The organism is Rhizobium bangladeshense, assembly GCF_017357245.1.
Taxonomy (GTDB): domain Bacteria; phylum Pseudomonadota; class Alphaproteobacteria; order Rhizobiales; family Rhizobiaceae; genus Rhizobium; species Rhizobium bangladeshense.
On record NZ_CP071614.1, the window covers coordinates 134,799 to 153,963 of the forward strand.

General features: G+C 63.4%; 14 protein-coding genes. 7 read left to right on the forward strand and 7 right to left on the reverse strand.

All coding sequences use genetic code 11. From position 1 onward, the window contains the following. Positions 1-149 precede the first annotated feature (149 nt). Positions 150-2,243 (forward strand): carboxy terminal-processing peptidase, encoded by a 2,094-nt coding sequence (locus J2J98_RS24530; protein WP_207603718.1) that lies wholly within the window; start codon positions 150-152, stop codon positions 2,241-2,243. A 133-nt stretch (positions 2,244-2,376) separates the two neighbouring features. Here the strand turns inward: J2J98_RS24530 and J2J98_RS24535 are convergent, their stop codons facing one another. From J2J98_RS24535 to J2J98_RS24565, 7 genes are all read right to left on the reverse strand, one after another. After that, positions 2,377-2,727, reverse strand: a complete 351-nt coding sequence (locus J2J98_RS24535; protein ID WP_207603719.1) for a hypothetical protein — start codon at positions 2,725-2,727, stop codon at positions 2,377-2,379. A 25-nt stretch (positions 2,728-2,752) separates the two neighbouring features. After that, a complete protein-coding gene (locus J2J98_RS24540) occupies positions 2,753-3,229 on the reverse strand; it encodes a hypothetical protein (RefSeq protein WP_064707271.1) in 477 nt (158 codons plus the stop codon). A gap of 19 nt (positions 3,230-3,248) precedes the next feature. Next, entirely contained in the window at positions 3,249-4,469 is a 1,221-nt protein-coding gene (locus J2J98_RS24545) for a gluzincin family metallopeptidase (protein ID WP_207603720.1), read from the reverse strand. Between the two features lie 45 nt (positions 4,470-4,514). Next, positions 4,515-5,276 carry a TfuA-like protein gene (locus J2J98_RS24550; protein WP_207603721.1) on the reverse strand — a complete coding sequence of 254 codons (762 nt, stop codon included), beginning with the start codon at positions 5,274-5,276 and terminating at the stop codon, positions 4,515-4,517. Continuing rightward, positions 5,266-6,414 carry a YcaO-like family protein gene (locus J2J98_RS24555; RefSeq protein ID WP_207603722.1) on the reverse strand — a complete coding sequence of 383 codons (1,149 nt, stop codon included), beginning with the start codon at positions 6,412-6,414 and terminating at the stop codon, positions 5,266-5,268. Before J2J98_RS24555 ends, J2J98_RS24550 begins: the two co-directional genes overlap by 11 nt. Before the next feature lie 11 nt (positions 6,415-6,425). Continuing rightward, entirely contained in the window at positions 6,426-9,416 is a 2,991-nt protein-coding gene (locus J2J98_RS24560; RefSeq protein WP_207603723.1) for an ATP-binding protein, read from the reverse strand. Between the two features lie 139 nt (positions 9,417-9,555). Continuing rightward, a complete protein-coding gene (locus J2J98_RS24565; RefSeq protein ID WP_207603724.1) occupies positions 9,556-12,168 on the reverse strand; it encodes an AMP-binding protein in 2,613 nt (870 codons plus the stop codon). Between the two features lie 353 nt (positions 12,169-12,521). Here J2J98_RS24565 and J2J98_RS24570 point away from each other — a divergent pair, with 353 nt between their 5' ends. The 6 genes from J2J98_RS24570 to J2J98_RS24595 all read left to right on the forward strand — a co-directional run bounded on the left by J2J98_RS24570 (position 12,522) and on the right by J2J98_RS24595 (position 19,164). Then, complete coding sequence (locus tag J2J98_RS24570; RefSeq protein WP_207603725.1) at positions 12,522-13,418, forward strand: GGDEF domain-containing protein; 897 nt, start codon at positions 12,522-12,524, stop codon at positions 13,416-13,418. Between the two features lie 136 nt (positions 13,419-13,554). Continuing rightward, complete coding sequence (locus tag J2J98_RS24575) at positions 13,555-14,586, forward strand: LacI family DNA-binding transcriptional regulator (protein WP_207603726.1); 1,032 nt, start codon at positions 13,555-13,557, stop codon at positions 14,584-14,586. A 277-nt stretch (positions 14,587-14,863) separates the two neighbouring features. Continuing rightward, on the forward strand, positions 14,864-15,877 hold the full coding sequence (locus tag J2J98_RS24580) for an SIS domain-containing protein (protein ID WP_207603727.1): 1,014 nt from the start codon (positions 14,864-14,866) through the stop codon (positions 15,875-15,877). Between the two features lie 121 nt (positions 15,878-15,998). Then, positions 15,999-17,339 carry an ABC transporter substrate-binding protein gene (locus J2J98_RS24585; protein WP_207603728.1) on the forward strand — a complete coding sequence of 447 codons (1,341 nt, stop codon included), beginning with the start codon at positions 15,999-16,001 and terminating at the stop codon, positions 17,337-17,339. Beyond that, the gene (locus J2J98_RS24590; protein WP_425505001.1) at positions 17,336-18,307 is read left to right on the forward strand and encodes a carbohydrate ABC transporter permease; all 972 of its coding nucleotides are present in this window, start codon (positions 17,336-17,338) and stop codon (positions 18,305-18,307) included. The genes J2J98_RS24585 and J2J98_RS24590 overlap by 4 nt, the downstream gene beginning before the upstream one ends. Further along, positions 18,304-19,164, forward strand: coding sequence for a carbohydrate ABC transporter permease (locus J2J98_RS24595; protein ID WP_207603730.1), 861 nt, complete (start codon positions 18,304-18,306; stop codon positions 19,162-19,164). Before J2J98_RS24590 ends, J2J98_RS24595 begins: the two co-directional genes overlap by 4 nt. Position 19,165: the final 1 nt, after the last annotated feature.

The following is a 19,165-nucleotide window of genomic DNA, read 5'->3' on the forward strand; positions in this document are numbered from 1 at the left end:
GGCGATCCCCGGCGTCCCAAAATTGGTGCCGGAGCGTTTTCCCCGGCTTTACCGGCCATCCCATTTGCCGGCCGGTTGCCAAAAAACCACAATTGCCCCACTTAAATCACTCTAACGACACTTCGGCATAAGAATTGGATTCTCGTTCGATGCGCATAGCCTGTTTTCTTATCGGTGCATTTCTTGCAATTGCACAGTCCGCCTATGCTGAGGTCGCAGCGCCGCCTGTCTTGAAGCCTCTGGCGCGGCAGGCGCAGGCCGCCGAGTTGAGCGCGCAGTTTCTCTCGCGATACAGCTACAAGCCGGTCCCGCTCGACGACGCCCTGTCGGCGAGGGTCATGGATCAGTTCATCAAGTCGCTCGATCCCGACCGCATGCTCTTCCTGCAGGCCGACATCGACAAGTTCATGGCCGACCGCAGCGAGATCGACGATGCCATCGAGCGGCAGGACTTGAAGATCGCGTTTGCGATGTTCAACGCCTATCAGCAGCGCGTGGTCGACCGCATGACCTATGCGCGCAGCCTGCTGAAGCAGGGCTTCGATTTCAGCGGCAAGGAAGATTATGCGGTGCTGCGCGAAAAGGCCCCCTGGCCGCAGTCGAAAGCCGAGAGCGATGATCTCTGGCGAAAGCGCGTCAAGAACGATTGGCTGCGCTTGAAGCTCGGCGGCAAGGACGACGCGGCCATTCGCGAAACGCTCGACAAACGCTATGAAAACACGCTCGAGCGCGCCTACAAATTCAAGAGCGACGACGTGTTCCAGTCCTTCATGGATGCCTATGCGACGTCGACCGACCCGCACACCGATTATTTCGGCGCGGCCGCCTCTGCCGACTTCAATGTGTCGATGAAGCTGTCGCTGTTCGGCATCGGCGCGGTGCTGCAGGAGCGCGACGATTACACGACGATCCGCGAGCTCGTGCCCGGCGGGCCGGCGCAGCTCTCCGGCAAGCTCGCCGTCGGCGACCGCATTACCGGCGTCGGCCAGGGCAAGGACGGGCCGATCAAGGAAGTGGTGGGCACCCGCCTCGATGAAGTCGTGCAGATGATCCGCGGCAAGAAAGGCTCCATCGTGCGCCTCGACATCCTGCCTGCCGATGCCGGCGCCGATGGCGTGCATCGCGTCATCAGCCTGGTGCGCGACAAGATCAGCCTCGATAAACAGGCGGCGAGGAAGACAGTGCTTTCGGTCAAGGCGGGCGAGGCCACGCGCAGGATCGGCATTATCACCCTACCGGTCTTCTACGAGGATTTCGAAGCCAAGAACAAGGGCGACAAGGATTACAAGAGCGCCAGCCGCGATGTCGCCAAGCTTCTTGCCGAGCTGAACCAGGAACAGGTCGACGGCGTTCTCATCGACCTGCGCAACAATGGCGGCGGTTCGCTGGAGGAGGCGATTGATCTCACCGGCCTCTTCATCGGCAAGGGCCCGGTCGTTCAGCAGCGCGCCGGCAACGGCAAGATCGACGTCAGGAGCGCCGACCTTGGAAAACCCGCCTGGACAGGCCCGATGGGCGTCCTGATCAATCGCGGCTCGGCCTCGGCTTCGGAGATTTTTGCCGCGGCGATCCAGGATTACGGGCGCGGCGTGATCATCGGCGAACCCAGCTTCGGCAAGGGCACGGTTCAGACCGTCGTCGATCTCGACCAGATCGTCCGCAACAGCAAACCCGAATACGGGGAGCTGAAGGTGACGATCGCCCAGTTTTTCCGGGTCAATGGCGGCACGACGCAGCTGCGCGGAGTCACCCCTGATATCAGCCTGCCCGGACTGTCTGATCCCGCGAGCTTCGGCGAGACCAGCTTTGACAATGCCCTGCCATGGGCGGAGATCAAGCCGGCGAAATATAAGCCCGAAGGCGATATCACGGCATTGCTGCCGGCCTTGCAGGGCCGCCACGAGGCGCGGGTCAAAGACGATCAGGACTTCCAGCGCCTGCTGCAGGATATTGCGGATCTGAAGGCGCAGCGCGAGAAAGGCGTCGTCTCCCTGAATGAAGCCGAACGCCGCAAGGAAGCGGCGGCTCGTGAGGCCCGTTTCAAGGCGCGGGCCGAAGCCGGCGATGGCGAAAACCTCACCGGAGACGACGGCCTGCAGGCGGACGAGCGCAGCCTGAGCGCCGATATCGCCATGGAAAATGCTCGCAAGAAGGCCAAGGACATCCTGCTCGACGAGGCCGCCGCCATCGTTGCGGACGAGGCGGATCTGCAGGGCGGCACCGTAAAGGCAGCCGCGCAGTAGGCGGGAAGAAAACGGTTGCACCGTGAGGCATGCTGACGCGATTGAAAGCGCGACGACGATCTATTTACTGCGATTGTGAAGGGGATGTCGTCACGCTCTGTACCTCCCGGGAGTGCCGCATATCGGTTCCAATTCACTCCCTTGGAGCTGCGATCTGCTGCTTTATCGCCTGGATCTCTTCGGTAAGCTTGTCGACATCGCTTTGCGATGCGGCTTCTGTCTTGGGGACTTCGATGTTCCCGTAGTCATCACAATCATCGGGGATAGCGTATCTGAAGCGAAGCTGGGCAGCGCCATCTGTCGCACTGACGACGATCGTACCTGCGCCGCTGATGAGCGGCACGGATATTTCATACATATCACCAGGGTTCACATCTAGTTTTTCAAGCTTTTTACCGCCTATGTCGGAATACGGATAATGCCCGTTGCTCACCGTGAGCTCTGTGTATTGTTCTTCGAAGTGAACTTTCACTCTATATGGCATGGCTGCTCCTCCTCGTTAGATCGAGCTAGTCGTTGCTGAGGCGACCATTGCGATGGGCCATTCTAAGGGTGATGGCGTAGGAGCTGGGCGATCTTTTACCCGGTAGCTGCGAATCCAGAATCAATGTTTTCGCGTCACCCAGGGCTGTCGAGATCTCCAGGATCTGCTCGGCACTGCCGATGCGCCACATCTGGTAGCCCGGTATTCTATCGAAGCCACAACCCACTGCGGCTTCAGCATTGGGACCTGTGATAATAAAGATCCGGATGGAGTCGAACCGATAGCAGTGACCGTCGAAGGCGTAGCCATAGGCGAGCACGGTCGATCCGGTTATCTTCGTTGGACCTCCCAGCCTCAATAGCAGTGCCGTTCGACCCGGAAGCCCAACGTCCAAGGTGGCAACTTGATTGTCGTCATTCAGGTCTATTCCGTAGAGTATGATCTGGCCCGCCACATAGGGGTAGCCAGAAGGTGAAGGTGCTGGAACGCTGTCGTCTGCCATCGATGCCTCCCGTCGTTGGTTAAAAAATGCCGCGCCACCTCATGCAATCTTCGAGCTGATCGAGAAAGGCGACCCCGCGCCCGCGGCTGGCGGCCTCGAGGAAGGCTGACGCCGCCGCTTCGAAGGTCAGGCTGTCGGGGTCAAGATATTGCCACGAGGGAACAATCGCCTCGCCGACGATGTCGCGCGCCTCTTGCAGGGCAGCCTTCACCGCGAAATGCCGCAGTTCATAGGATGCCCCCGGGGTCTGCAGCCCTTCTTCGATCAGCACCGGCGCCATCTGCCGGCGCAGATCGCTGAACCGCCTCGGATCGATATCCGACAGGCCGCGCTCGAAGAGCAGCGACTGGTAGACCTCGATGAGGCAGTCGAAAAGGCCTGATGCAAAGGGTTTCGACTGGTCGTGCACCTCGCGGCTGACATCGCCGATGCGAAGCGAGTTGTTGAGTGACCGCAGCTGTTTCTCCTGGCTGAGCTCGGCGAATTTGTCGAGTTCGTTGTGCAACAGCAGATTTCCGCCGGTGCGGCGCAGCAGCCGGTCGAGCGCCGTGTCGAAGTGCAGCAATCCCAGCAGCGATATGAAATCGGCGATCGCCTCATGGTAGGAGAAGAAATCGCTGCCGGCGCCGTCGCCTTCGAGAATGCCGAGTTCGCTCAAGAGAATGAGGTGGCCCATTTCGTGGGCGACCGCGTCGAAATTCAGCGCGAAACAGGAGGCAGGGCGTTTGCCTTCACTCTCACCCAGTTCGAGGAAGCCGAAGCCGGATTGCGCGTTTTGCCAATGAGGGATGCGCGGAATGATTTCCAGCCGTTCGAGCGTCGGCTGGAAGAACCAGACGAGCGGGCGTGCGAGATAGCTCTCGCAGATGTCGAGAACGCGGCGGGCGCAGGCATAGCTGTGCGCCGCAAGGAATGCCGGCGAGCCGGGCCCGATGTGATCGAAATGCCCCTCGGCATCCGGCTCGGCCGGTGGCCTGAGCAGGCCCGGATAGGGCGGGATATAGGGCGCGGCATAGGGCGATTTCGCTTCGACGGGATTGGCCACATAGATCCTGCCGTCGGATGGCCCGGCCAGGATCGGCCCCGCTGAGGGCCCGATCCACACCACTTCGGGCTTTTCATAGCCGGGAATGAAGGGTGGTTGTGGAAAGACGAGGAAACGCGTGCCCAGCCGCCGCTCCGAAGCGGCTGCCTCACCTGCGCCCTGCGGATGTGTGATGGCATCCAATGCTGCCCCCACCGCTCGTTGCCCAACGTCAAGCGATCTCGGACTATAGCAGTATTATCAGTCATTCGACAATAGCGTGTCTAGCAGATCAAAATACTCCATATCGTTGGCAAATGACTCCGTAAGTTCAAAATCGCCAGGATGGTGCTCGTTCGATCTGTTGATCTTCGGATCAGCCAGATATTTCAGAAGATTTACCGCATCGACCCGCTTCTGGCTTTCCGCTTCGGCTCTCAGCCAGCCTTTTAGTGCTTCACGCTGGCAACTGAGTTCCGAGTATTTTTCAGCGGCCGTCAAAAGCCTGGAGAATGATCTTTCACTGAAGTGAAGCGAGCGCGCCATCGATTCAAGCTGCCATCTCAAGGGGCTTTCGATCAGCCCCAGGCGTTCGGCCTTTCTGAGCGCCAGCCTGATGTCGATGAGCGCGTCGCCGAGTGCGCGCGACCCGAGTGCGGCCGGCGCCATCGGGACGGTGACGTCGGCATCGTCGGCAAGCGGGAACCTGCGATACCATCGAAAGATCAGCCCATGCCCGATCATGCCGTAGGGGGCGAGTTCGGCGGCCCGAAGCGCGCCGATGCTGGCCGCGCCATGGACCGCCACACCCCGGGCGATCGCCCAGAGGATCTCCTGGTGGCGGACGGCCGGGCGCTGCGCGAAGGCGCCGTCGATCAGGACGATCGCCGCCGGCGCGTAGCGCGCCACGGCCCGCACGATATCGGCGCAGCCGGCCGGCGGAAGGTAGATCGCATCCAGATGAGCCCGGGCATCCGCCTCGGAGAGTGTGGGGCCGAGAAACACCACGATGTCATCGCGCAAGATCGGCCTCCGGATTGGTTTCCAGCGGCGGCGCAACCACCCGCACGACGTGAAGCGGGATCTGATCATCCGCATGCAGAACGACAAGAACGGCCGCCTTGGCGCCGGCCAGCGCCAAGGCCTCGACGATCGGCCGGATCGGCCGCTCTTCGCCGGCAGCCCCGTCGTCGCAGAAGGAGCGGCCGCCTCTTGCCAGCTGACCTCGCCAGGCCGCCAGTTCTCCCGCGTCGGGATAGGCGTAAAGCTCCGTGCTGATATCGTCGCGCGCCGCCGAAATGACGCCGAGGCGGGACTGGCAGGCTTCCAGCAAGGCGCTGGTCAGCGCGCGATCGTGGCTGACGTCGCAGCCGAAGCCTTCGGCCGGCAGGGGCGCAAAGGGGGCTCTGCTTTCATCCTCCATCACGTGGCACCAGTAGATCGGCAGGGCGTGCGGCGCCGGGATCTGCCAGATGCCGGTGACGAAACCGGCCTTGGCAAGCCGCTGCAGGATCTGACCGGCGCTGCCGGAGCGAACCGTGCGGCTGTCGATCTGGAAGCGGTCGAAGAAATGCGGCGTCTTCATCGCCGTGCAGCGCGCCTGCCGCTCGAGGATTTCCAGGCAGGCATGCCGGACGGCGCCAGTCAGGCTGGTGCCGGCCGCAAGACCCGTCGTATCTCTCGGCAGCCAATGCGGATGCGGCGACGGCATGGTATAGGCGGAATCGACAAGCGCCAGCGGCACCGCCATTCTTCGGCCGGAAAGGAGATCGAACCCGTCGATCCAGCCAAGCCTCTCCACGTCTCGCCCGGCGCCAAGATAGGACCAGTCATTCTCCCGGTTCATCGCGCCGAAGGTCGCGGTGAAGACGCGGTCGGCGGCAATTCGTTCCGAGGCCCATCCCTCCAGCGCTTCCATCAGGCCCGAGATCGCCGCCAGCGGCACGGTCAGGCCTTTGCCCTGGCTGACGGCGACGGAAAGCGCCCGCGGCCTGACCACCTGGACGACGGGAATGCCGATCCGGTCGAGCTCTGTGACCGAACCGAGCCGGGTGATGCCGTATTCGCGCCTGCGCGCCAGAATGCGCTGCACCGTCCGCCATGGATCCGCAGGCGAGGCGAGGGGCATGTCGAAGATGGCGTCGAGCCCCCCGTCGTCCATCGCGCTTCTCCCTAAGGCCTCGTCATTTCGGCGAGCGCCCCGCTGGCGCGTTCGACGAGCCAGGCGGCTTTCTGCCCTTCGGCAACCTGCATCGCGCGCGTCAGATCTCTCCTGATCACCGAGAAAGGCTCGTGCAGTTCGAGCCTCAGTTCGGCGCTGAGGCGATAGAGTTCGGCCAGCCAGAACCGCTGGCCGCTGCTGCGGCCGACAGTAATCGCATTCCGGATGATGGCGAGCGCCTCGGCCGGCTTGCCGAGCCGCCGCAGCACCTGCGCATGCATGTCGCTGTGCATCGAGACATTATCGTCCGTCCCCAGTTGCTGCTGCTGCAGCAGACCGTCCTCGAAACGCTCCCGGCCGCGTTCACCGGTCGAGGTCATCAGCTCCGCCCAGCCGCAATACATGTTGGCGCGCGCCCGGCTGGCGGCCAGCCCGTGCCGCTCGGCAAGGGCCAGCATCCGTTCGCCGAGCGCCTGCACATCGTCGTAGCGGCTTTGGCAGCGGCGGAGCACGATGGCGTAATAAAGCGCATGCACCATGCTGCCGGCGTGATCGGTCGCGGCCGCCCATTCCAGGCACCGCCCGATCGCTGTTTCACTCGCCTCGGATTGGTCGAGCAGCAGATAGGAGAGGGCGCTCTCGCCGAGCCCGCAGACCTTCGCGTCATGCCCGCCGAAAAAGGCGCGATTCCTGACCGCGCGTTCCGGATCGTAGAGCTGAAGGCCGTCGGCAACGCAATCGAGGCAGAAGCCGTGCTCGCCGGCGTGGAAGCTGGTGGCCCAGCCGCAATGATAGGATTGAAGCCTGGTCTCCCGATCCTCGACCGCCTGCATGTCGCCGACGAGAATGCGCGCGCGCGACTGCTGCGTCAGGATGTTCGGCGCCGTGAACCACCAGCCCCAATAGACCGGGAAATGGTTCGTTCGCACGGCGGGCGGCTGTCTGCGCAGACGCTGCATGGCGCGGGAATAGATCCGGCGCGCGTTCTCCGATCCCTCGCCTTCGAGGGCGGTCGCCACGACGCCTTGCAATTCGCTGAGGCTGAGGGCGAGCTCGGTGCGCTCGGGGTGGCGGCGGGAGAGGCTTGCGACCTCGCGCGCACAGAGTTCGAGCGAGACTTTTGCCTCGTGCATGGCAAAGCGCAGCACGCTTGCTTCCGCCGCCGCCAGGGCGAACCGGGCGGCGGCGTCATGCAGGCCCGCCTCGGCGCATTGCCAGGCGGCGATTGCAGCCGGCAGGCTGGGTTTTGACTCTGCGATCAGCAGATCGGCAATCCGCCGGTGGATGCGGCGCCGGTCGCTCTTCAGAAGGCTGGCATAGGCGGCCTCCTGCGTCAGCACGTGCCGGAACTGAAAGGAACCGTGGACGACGGCGGAACGCTCGATGATTCCCTGCGCAAGCAGCCGGTCGATATCGACGTCGACACTGCGGCGACTGACGCCTTCAAGCAGGTAGACGAGCAGCGAAATGCTGAATTCGCGGCCGATGACGCTCGCAATTTGCGCTGCCCGCCGGGCCGAACCGGTGGCCGCGAGTTTGGCCGAAAGCAGATCGTTGAGCGAGGTGACGCTGCCCTCCCGCAGCAGCCCTTTCCATTCGGAGGGCGACTGGCCCGTTGGCTGCCTGCCGCGGAAGAAATTGGCCAGTTCCTCGGCGTAGAGCGGCATGCCGTCGCATTGATCGAGAATGAAATCCGAAAGGCCGGGCGGCGGATGTTCGCCCCAGATCGAGGCAACGAGATCGCGCACCGCGGCAGCGCTCAGCCCCGACAGCTCGATCTCGGTTGCAACCGCGAGCGACCGCCGGATTCTCGATGTCTGCACCACGAGGAGCGGCAGCCCGGCGGCGAGCGATCCCAGCCTGTCGATCAGCTCCAGCGTCATGTCGTCGGCCCAGTGAACATCCTCGAAGACGAGCAGCGTCGGCACGGCGGGCGACTTGCAGGTCAGGATCTCGGCCGCGGCCTCGATCACCTTCCGCCGGAAGGCGAGTCCGGAAGGGTCGGAGACGCGGATATTGCGCGACGGCGCTGCGGAACGCTCGGTCGTGAAGGTGAGGATCGCCTCGGCGACGCCTGCCTCAATCTCCCGACCGGATGTCCGAAGCGCCTGCAGCAAGGGCTCACTGTCGCCATCCCTGAGCGCCGAAGCCTCGCCGACCAGCGTCTCGAGGAACGAAAGGAAGGGATGCAGCGGCTGGCTCTCCAGGCGCCTGCCGCACTGAAGGACGATGGTCTCATGCGCGGTCTGCCGCAAATGCCCGGCGAATTCGCCGACCAGCCTGGATTTGCCGATGCCTGCCTCGCCGACGACGGCGATCAGGCTCCCCTTGCCGCGGAGCGCCGAATTCCAGGCGATGGAGAGGGCGGCAAGCTCCTTGTCTCTGCCCCGGATCGGCCGTTCGGGCTCCCGGGAGGGCGAAGCTTCGGCGGCCGAGCGGCGCCGCTGCTGCGGCCGCCAGAGCGCAACCGGATCGTCGAAACCCTTCAGCCTTGCCTCGCGCAGCAGGCTGTAATCGAATTTGTGCCGGGTGAGCTGGACTGTGGAATCGGCGACGAGCACCGAATTGGGCTCGGCCTCCGCCTGCAGGCGCGCGGCCAGCACCGGCGCCGTGCCGACGATCTCATCGCCTTCTGTGGAGAAGACCACCAGGCCGGTGGCAACCCCGATCCGCAGGCGGAACGGCGTGCGCCCTCTGGCTTTGCTGCCGGTGGCGATCTGCAGCAGCTCAAGGGAGGCCTGCACCGCGCTTTCGGCGGCATCTTCGGACTGCTCGGGAAATCCGAAGAAACAGCAGCCGCCATCGCCGAGCCGCTGATGAAGAAAGCCTCCGTGCTTGTTGATGATCGTTTCGGCACTCTGATGTAACGCCGAAACCGATCGGAAGAATTTCTCCGGCTCGCTGCGCAGCAAAAGCTCCGTGGAGCCGACAATGTCATAGAAGAGGGCGGTAACCTGCCGCCGCTCACCTGTGAACCGAATTCGCGTGTCGAGCGTTTTCATTTGGCGTCGCCCCACCACCACGGAAGCCTTGTTCAGGACATCCGATTTATTGCTTGCATGCAAGCTTTTCGTGTGGGGTTGCTGATATATCCGCCGTTTCGCCTCAGCCTGCACCAGCCGGGCGACGCGCGGAACCGGCTCAGACCGTCTCTGCCGCCATGGCGCGCCCGCCCGTGCCGCGAGCCAGAGCCAGCGCGCCAAGCACATCGCGAAGCTCCGCCGCGGTTCTGTTGGCGATGATGCCGACCGCCAGGCCGCCTGATATCGCCAGCAGATGGAAGAGGGGAGCCGGCAGCAGGCCCGCTGCCTGGGGCATCAGCAGTTCCGGCACGAAACGGTGCAGCAGGTAGATCGGAAAGGCCGAGACCGCGATCAGTGTCACCAGGCGCCCCAGCCGCACTGGCAGGGGAATGCGCGGCAGGTAGAGAAGCGCCATCAGTGCGGAAAAGATCGTCAGATATTTGACCGTCGTGCCGATCCAGAGCGTTTCCCAGAAGGCGAGATAACCGAGCACGGCGGCGGCAATGACCGTCAACATGATCCGTTGCGCCGGCTTGCCGGCGAGCCCCGCGCACCAGCCGAACATGCCGAGATGCAGCCCCCAGTAGAGGGTGAAAATCTGCCGATTGCCGATATCGAAGACGAACGGCAGCGAAAACCGCGCGGTGACCGCCAGCGCCAGCAGCACGAGCGAGAAGGCAAAGGGCCGCGCCCGCGCCAGGCTGCGCACCTGAGGCGCCGCAAAAATCAGCGAGAAGACGAGAAGCGTCTGCGCATAGGCTTCGATGAACCAGTAGAGATAGGGAAGCATCTCGTGACGCTCCGGCTCGGCATAGCCGAAATTGCCGGTCAGCGTGATCGAGGCCCAGGGAATGGTGCCCCAGGCGAGCGCATAAGTGGCGATGATCAGAAAATAGGGAATGAGGACATTGACCGCCGGCCGCAGCGCATGGCTGAAATTGCCTGCGAGGAAATGGCCCGATTGGAAGCGCGCCAGGCTGAAGCCGACGAGGAGCAGCATCACGCCCGATCCGCCAGGAATGGGCCAGAGCATCTCGTGATGGGTGACGACGAGCAGGATGGCGATAGCCCTCAGAACCAGATCGGTCGGCAGCGCCCTCAACTCCGCGCTCCGGCCCGGCGCGGTGACCCGCGGGGCTATATCGAGCTCGGCGATCCGCTTCTGCTCCCAGCCTTCCGGCAGCTCGACGCCAAGCCGGTCGAGCGCCATCGTCAATTGCAGGAAGCGCAGCGAATCGCCGCCGAGCGAGACGAAGCTGTCGTTGCGGCTGACCGTGTGGGGGTAGAACACCCCCGCATAGGCATCGAGCACGCTGAGCACAGCCGCACGGCTCGTCTCGCGCGCCGCCAGCATCTCCTCGCCGAGGACCGCATAGTCGACCTTGCCGGAGGCAAGCCTCGGAAGCTCGCGTCGTACCCTGACGGTAACAAGGCTGGCGGGAAGATGGCTCGCCTCGACCAGCACCTGGAGCGCCCGGTTGGCGTCACCCGCATCGGTCACATAAGCCTGCAGCCCGTGATCGTCGCCGACGACGGCGGCTGCGATCCCCGCTTCGGCCAGAACCTGCTCCATGATGTCGAAGCCGATCCTGAGCCCCGCGACCTTGGCGAAACGGCTTTTGCGGCCGACGATCCGGTAGAAACCGTCCTCGTCGCGCATGGCGATGTCGCCGGTCATCAATGCCGCGACCTCGGCCCCCCGCTGAAGATCGGCGCGGTCCGTACCGTAGCCCATCATCACGTTCGGGCCGGCATAAACGAGCTCTCCGGCAACACCGGCTCGGTCGAGCGGACGCCCGTCATCGCCAACGAGGCTGAGGCTGCCGCCTGGAATGGCGATGCCGATCCGCTCTTCATGGTCGCCCAAGCTTTCCGGCGGCACGAAGGCGATGCGGGCGGCGGCCTCGGTCTGACCGTACATGACGAAGAAGCGGCCGCCGCTCGCGCGCATATGGTCGCGGTAGAGGCGGATCAGTTCCGGCGCCAGCCGGCCGCCCGCCACCGTCATGAAGCGCAGCGTCTTCAGCGCCTTCGTCCGGAAACCGGTCTTCTCCATCAGCTCATAGGAATAGGGCACGCCCGAAAGATTGGTGCAGCCGCTGTCGCCGAGCAGTCTTGCGAAATCCTCGCTGACCACGGAGACGCCGGGAATGAAGATGCTGCCGCCGGCAACCAGATGCGAATGCAGCACGGAGAGGCCGTAGGAATAGTGAAGCGGCAGGACGAGCGCGGTCCTGTCGGCAGGGGAGAGCTCGAGATAGGAAGCGATCGAGCGTGCATTGGCGTCAAGATTGGCATGAGACAGGCGAACGGCCTTCGCCAGCCCCGAACTGCCCGATGTCATCAGCAGCAGAGCGAGATCCGGATGCAGCGGCCCAGCGCTCTGCCCCGGCCGGCTTTCCTCGACGAGCCGCCAGCGGCCATCGGCCGAGCGGAAGGTGAAGTCCGGCTGAAAGGCTGACAGGAACTCTCGCCACAGCCTGTCGTCGCAGGGCGGCAGCATGGCCACTGCATGGCCGGCGCGCAAGGCGCCGAGATAGGCGATGATCACATGTTCCGAGAGATCGGCCGAAATCGCCACAAGCCGCTTTTCGCCGCGTCCCAGCCGTTCGGCAAAGCGCAGTGTGCGGGTGTTGAGGTCGGCATAGGAGAGCGTCCGTCCATCGGCGAAGATGAGGGCCGGGCGCTGATCGGCGCGAGCGATTTTAGAAATGAGGTCGGCGGGGATCATGCTCGCGCTTCGGATTGGCAGAAAACTGGCCGAAGGGCGTATAATCCTTGATTATCGCAGTCAAGTAATTTGCAGGTGCATATCTGCGCCGCGCCAACTGTTTCGGCCCTGGCACGCGCTGGGAGATGGGTCGCCACCCCCTCGGCGGCTGTATCACTTCGGCGGCAAGACCAGCCCTGCAGCGCCGGATGGCTGTTCGTTCCAATCCGGGCGCAGCCGATGCCAATCACCATCGGGCGCGGCGGCGCGTTGACGCTTCCGTAATCACGGCAAGCGCCTTTGCTTGCCGGGCGGCTCTTTTCTCATAGGATTTCTGCGCCATCTCTTGCCGGGGCAACCAGACAGGGTGCTTTATGGACGAGACAATCGAACAGCTTCTCCATCTTTCCGCACAGACGGAAACGCTGATGGCGGTCTATGATGGCGATGACCGGCTGCGCTATGCCAACAGCGCCTTTCGTTCGGCCTATTTCATCGAGCCGGAGGAAACGCCGCTCTGGCCGGATCTGATGCGGCGCAATTTCCATCTCGGCCGCGGCACCGTCATCCGCACGGAGAATTTCGAGGAATGGCTGCGCTCGACGCAGTCGCGCCGCGGCAAGATCGGCTATCGTGCCTTCGAGACGGATCTTTCCGACGGCCGCTGGCTGTGGATGACGGAGGCAGTGCAGACTAACGGCTGGATGCTGTGCATTGCCAGCGACATCACCCGTCTCAAGGTCCATGGCCGCACCGTCCGGCAGGATCGCGACCAGGCGATCAAGGCCTCCTACACCGACGAACTCACCGGCGTCGCCAACCGCCGCTTCGTCATGGCGCGGGTCGAAGACATGCTGGCTTCAGTCCGGCATGGCAGCAGCGGCTGCCTTGCCGTCTTCGACATCGACAATTTCAAACGCATCAACGACCGGCTCGGCCACCACGCCGGCGATCTCGTGCTGCGCGATTTCGCCCACCGCATCCATCAGAACGTCCGCCGCAACGATTGTTTCGGCCGGGTCGGCGGCGAAGAATTCCTCCTCGTCATGCCGGCCACCGGCCCGGAAGACGCCCTTGCCATGGTCGAGCGCATGCTGACGGTGATCCGCTTCTCCCGGCCGCTGCCGGATTCACCCGATTTCAGCTACACCTGCTCCGCCGGCATCGCCGCGTGTCTGCCGACGGACAGCGCGTCGGAGCTTTACCGGCGTGCGGATCAGGCGCTTTATGACGCGAAGATGAGCGGGCGGGATAGGGTGCGGGCGGCTTAGGAGAGATACCGAGGTCCGGCCGAGCCAGTCTGGTAGGTGCGCATTCCAGATGCCGCTCTTGAATTGGTCGGGCGTCCTCTGCTAGGCGTCATCCTGGCTTTGAAAGCCGAACAAGATCCAGCGGGGACCGAGGGAAGTGGCGCCAAAGGCAGTGACGCTGATAGACGTTGCGCGCGCCGCGAACGTGTCGCGCGCGACCGCCGCCCGCGCATTGAACGGTTACGGCTATGTCGGCGGAGACGCGGCAGAGCGGGTGCTTGCAGCGGCCGATCGGCTCGGCTATCGCAGCAATCGCGTGGCGCAGGCTCTGCGGCGGGGGCAGTTGCCGCTCATCGGCTTCATGCCGGGCGACATCCAGAACCCGTTTTTTGCCCGGATCGCTCATGATGTCGATGTCGATCTGCGCGCCTTTCGCCACAACCTGCTGATCGCCAGCAGCGAAGAGGATCCGGAGCAGGAAGTGGAACTGCTCGAAAGCCTGAGGTCTCTCAACGTGCGCGGCTTCATCGTCGCGCCGACCTCGGCCGACAACAAGGAGCACCTGGTTCGGCTGGTCCGGGACGGAACGCCCCTCGTCCTCATCGACCGCGCCTTGCCGCAGGTTGCCTGTGACAGCGTCACCGTCGACAATGAGGGCGGCGCCCGCGAGGCGGTGAGCTATCTGATCGCCAACGGCCATCGCCGCATCGGCCTCATTCAGGACGATTCCCGCATCACGACCGCCCGCGGCCGTCTCGCCGGCTATATCCAGGCGCTGCAGGGCCATGGCATCGAGGTGGACGAATCGCTGATCATCGTCTCGCGATCGACCGTGGAATATGCGATCGACGCCACCATCCGGCTGTTCAGCCGGCCGTCGCGCCCGACAGCGGTCTTCACCGTCGACAGCCTCATGACCCAGGGGGCGCTTCTCGGGCTGCGCTCGATGGGCCTTGCCGTGCCGCATGCCGTGTCCCTGGTCGGCTTCGACGACTTCAACCTCGCCACTTTCACCGACCCGCAGATCACCGTCGTGGCGCAGCCGATCGCGCAGATCGGCCCGCTTGCGGTGAAGCTGCTGATGCAGCGGATCAACGGCAGCCGTGAGCCGCCGCACAGGGAGCAGTTCCCGACGCGCCTGGTCGTTCGCGGCTCCGTCTCCCGGCCGTCCCGCACGCCGGGGCGCTGATCCGCTCGCGCCTCTCCTGGTCTGCCCGGGACACACTCTTTCCAACATCAGGTGAAATTTCTGCAAAAATTGGCTTGCCATGCCGGCCGGAGCATGCATTAATCCGCGTGTGAGATCGGTCTCTCATCACTCCCGAGGGGCGGCCGGTCTTTCTTTTGATCTTCGTGTGAGATCGATATCACATTTTCGAATTGGCGACTGCATGCCGGCGCGCCGCAGTCTGCCGCCTGAAGTGGGGGACGTGTGCGTGCTTACTACTGACAGACAAGGGACCCGAATGTTGAACTTTGACCAAGCCCGCTTCCTGAAGATCCAGACGGGCGCCGTGGCGATTGCGGACTGGATCCGCCCGCTGATGCGCGAACTGCTCGATGCGGGGATCGAGCGGCTTTACTTCATGGGCACCGGCGGCGTGCAGCTCCTGACCTTTCCTGCGATCGAGCTCGCCGCCCGCCATACGACCTTTCCGGTATCGGCCTGCTTCCCGGCCCAGGTGATCCTCGATCCGCCGGCCGGCCTCAACGAAAAGGCGCTGGTGGTGATGCCGTCATTGTCGGGCACGACCAAGGAGAGCGTCGCGCTTCTGCCTTTCCTCAAGGAACGCGGCGTGCGCCTGTTGACGCTCACCGGCCATGCCGACACGCCGCTCGCGCAGCAGGCCGATCATACCTATACCAACTTCGCCGAAGACGACACGTCGTCGGAGTCTTTCTACCTGCAGACCATGATCATCGTCCTCGCGCTGCTGGCCGAAACCGGCAGGATCGCGAATTTCGACGCGATCGTTTCCGAGCTGAAGAGGCTGCCGGGGCTGCTCGCAGAGGCCAAGGCCGCCTATGAAGACGAGGCGGCGAAGCTCGCCCAGTCCATCAAGGACGAGCCCTATCATATCTTCACCGCTGCCGGCTCGGTCTGGCCGGAGGCGCATTATTACGGAATGTGCATCCTGGAAGAAATGCAGTGGATCCGCACGCGGCCCGTTCATGCCGCCGATTTCTTCCACGGCACGCTGGAACTGGTCGAGCCGGGCGTCAGCGTGTTCCTGTTCAAGGGCGAGGATGCGCTGCGGCCGCTCGGCGAGCGGGTCGAGCGCTTCGTCCATCGCTACACCGACAAGGTCTGGATCCTCGATTCCGCGTCTGTCGCCCTTCCCGGCATTTCGCCGCAGGTCCGCAGTCTGATCTCGCCGGTGGTCCTCGCCACCCTGCTGGAGCGGCTGAGCGCCCATCTCGAAGTGCTGCGCCAGCACCCGCTGACGACCCGCCGCTACTACAAGCGGGTCGAGTATTGATGCATGCCGCGAGCCTCTTCGCCGCAGCGGCGAAAGAGGCTCGCCGCTTCTGACCGGCGGATGGCGGACGGTAGGACACCGCGATCTGCCGCACGATCAACAAGCAAAAGGGGAATGAAACATGCAACGGTCCATCCACTCCACTGCTGCGATGATTGCGGCAGTATCCGTCATCTCGATGTCCTGGGGAGCCTTCCCGGCAACAGCCTCTGCGGCCGGCGATGCGCCGGTTGCCGATCCGGCCGCCAAGGTCGACTACAGCGGCAAGCTGACGATCCTGACTAAGTTCGGCCTGCAGCTGCTTTCCCCCTATTTCGTCAATGTCGCCAAGGCCTATGAGGCGCAGCATCCCGGCGTGAAGATCGAGCTCATCCAGGAGAATGACGACAGCATCAAGGGCAAGACCAAGACCCTGGTCGCCTCGAACTCGCTGCCGGACATCTATTTCTCCTGGACGGGGACCTGGGGCGAGAACTTCATCCGCGGCAATCGCGCCGTCGATCTGTCCAAGGTCATCGGGCCGGAAACCGAATGGGGCAAGACGCTGAGCCCGGCGGCCGTGAAGGCCTTTTCGTATAACGGCAAGTATTTCGGTGTGCCGCTTTATCTCGATGCGAAATTCATGGGCTACAACAAGAAGATGTTCGCCGATCTCGGCATCGAGCCGCCGAAGGATTTCGACGCGCTGTTGAAGGCGTGCGATGCGCTGAAGGGTTCGGGCGTCGTTCCGATCGCGATCGGCAACAAGGAATCCTGGCCGCTCGTCCATTATCTCGGGCAGTTGCTGGCCTATAACGTGCCGACCGAGACGCTGGAGCGCGATTTCAACCCGAAGACGGCGACCTTCAATCATCCCGGCTATATCGCGGCGCTCGGGCAGTACCGCTCGCTTCAGGAGCGCTGCGCCGGCGGCGCCCAGGTCAACGGCCTCTCCTACCAGACCGCACTCCAGTCGATGAGCGACAGGAAGGCGGCCATGTACTACCAGGAGATCATCGAGTTCGATCAGGCCGCGACCAAGGAAACGGCCCTGAAGCCGGAGGAGTTCGGCTTTTTCAAGCTGCCCGCTCCGAGCGATGCCAAGGGCTCGGTGACGGCGCTCGAAGGCGCGCCGGAGGGTTACATGGTCAATGCCAAGGCGAAGAACGTTCCCCTGGCGATCGACTTCCTGAAATTCCTCACCAGCCAGGAAAACGGCAGGACGCTGTCGGCGCCGCCCTATGGCCAGCCGAGCGCCGTCATCGGCGGCGCGGATAAGACCAGGATCAATCCCAATGTCGCCGAAGGCATGGAAGAGATCGCCAAGGCAAGCTATCTCATGCCGTGGCTCGACACGGTCAACCATCCGCGTGTCGCCGCTGCCTGGCTTTCCGGCCTGCAGGCCTTCGCCGGCGGCTCCATGTCGGCGGAAGATCTTCTCGCCTCCGTTCGCAAAGCCGCCGCGGCTGCCGCCAGGCAATGACGATGGCGAGCGTGACGGCAACCCCGACAAGGAACGGTGCCGCCCTGCGCGGCGCCGTCTCCAACCGCAGCAGATGGCTGCGGCACGGCCTGCTGCAGCAGCTGGCGGCGTTGCGCTGGGGCATCGTGGCGCTGATCATCGTCGGCTGGTTCGTCTATTATCCGATCGTCGACAACCTGTTTGTCAGCACGACCACCCAGGATATCTTCACCGGCGAGGTCGATTACGTCGGGCTCGACAATTATCGCCGGCTGCTGGACGATCCGGTCGTCTGGCGGGCGCTGACCAATAACGGCCTCTATGCCGTGCTCTCCGTCATCTTCCAGGTCTTCGCCGCCTTCGTGCTTGCCGCCATCATCGAGGGGCTGAGGAGCCGCGCCTGGCGGAATTTCTGGCGGGCCGTCTATTTCATTCCCTCGGCAATCTCCACCACCGTCACCGGCCTGCTCTTCTATTTCATCTACCAGCCCGATATCGGCCTTCTCGACGCCCTGCTGCATCTGCTCGGGCTGCAGAACCTGTCTTACACCTGGCTGGGTGACGAGCGCACGGCGATCTACGCGATCATCGCCATGAGCCAGTGGCAGGGCTTCGGCTATTCCACGCTGCTCTTTACCATCGCCATCCAGAAGATCCCGCGCGAACTCTACGATGCCGCCACTGTCGATGGGGCCGGACCGCTCCGCCAGCTCTTCTGCATCACCTTTCCGCTCACACGCGAAATGACCGGCATGATGATCATCGTCACCATTGCCGGCGCCTTCCAGGTTTTCAACGAAGTCATGGTGATGACCGGCGGCGGGCCGAACAATTCCAGCCAGGTGCTGGGCACATGGCTCTACGAGCAGGGCTTCAATCAGAACGATATGGGCTATGCGGCCGCAATCGGCGTGGTCATCTTCCTCGCCACGCTGACGACAGGCCTGCTCCAGCTCTGGTACACCAAGAGGCGGAGGGTGGAGGCATGAGCGCGGTGGTCATTCCTGCGGGCGCGCCGCTGCGCAACCCCTGGCTGGTCATCGGCAAGGGCGTGCTGATGGCGCTGCTGGTGGCGGCGGGCATTCTCGTCGTCTATCCTCTGGTCTGGATGGCGCTCGGCGGCTTCAAGTCGAACAGCCAGATCTTCAGCGATCCCTTCGCGCTTCCCGACCGCTGGTCTTTCGACAATTACGTCGCGGCCTGGAACCAGGGTGTGCGCAATTTCCTGTTCTCGAGCCTGCTGGTGACCGTCGTTTCCACAATCACCACGGTCTTCATCAGTGCCTGGACCGCCTATGGCCTGACCCGGACGCAGATGTTCGGCAAGCCTGTTATCGTCGGTTTCGTGCTCGGCGGCATGATGCTCAGCCCGACGGTCGCGCTGGTGCCGCTCGTGCAGATGATGCAGAGCCTTGGCCTCTACAATACGCATTGGGCGCTGATCATCCTTTACACGGCCTTCCGCGTGCCCTTCACCACCTTCCTGATCCGCGCCTATATGCTCGATCTGCCGCGCGATCTGGACGAGGCGGCCATGATCGATGGCGCCAGCGAGGGGCAGATCTTCCGCAAGATCATGCTGCCGCTCTGCCGGTCGATCATCGTCTCCTGCATCATCCTGCACATCCTGTTTGCCTGGAACGAATATATCTTCGCGATGATCTTCACCAACCAGATCGACGTGCAGACCCTGCCGGTCGGCCTGACCTCGCTGATGGCCAAGCATGGCACCAATTTCGCCGAGGTCTTCGCCGCCATGACCATCTCGGCGCTGCCCATCGTCGTCATCTTCTTCTTCACACAGCGTTATTTCATCCGCGGCCTCACCGAAGGCATCGGCAAATGAT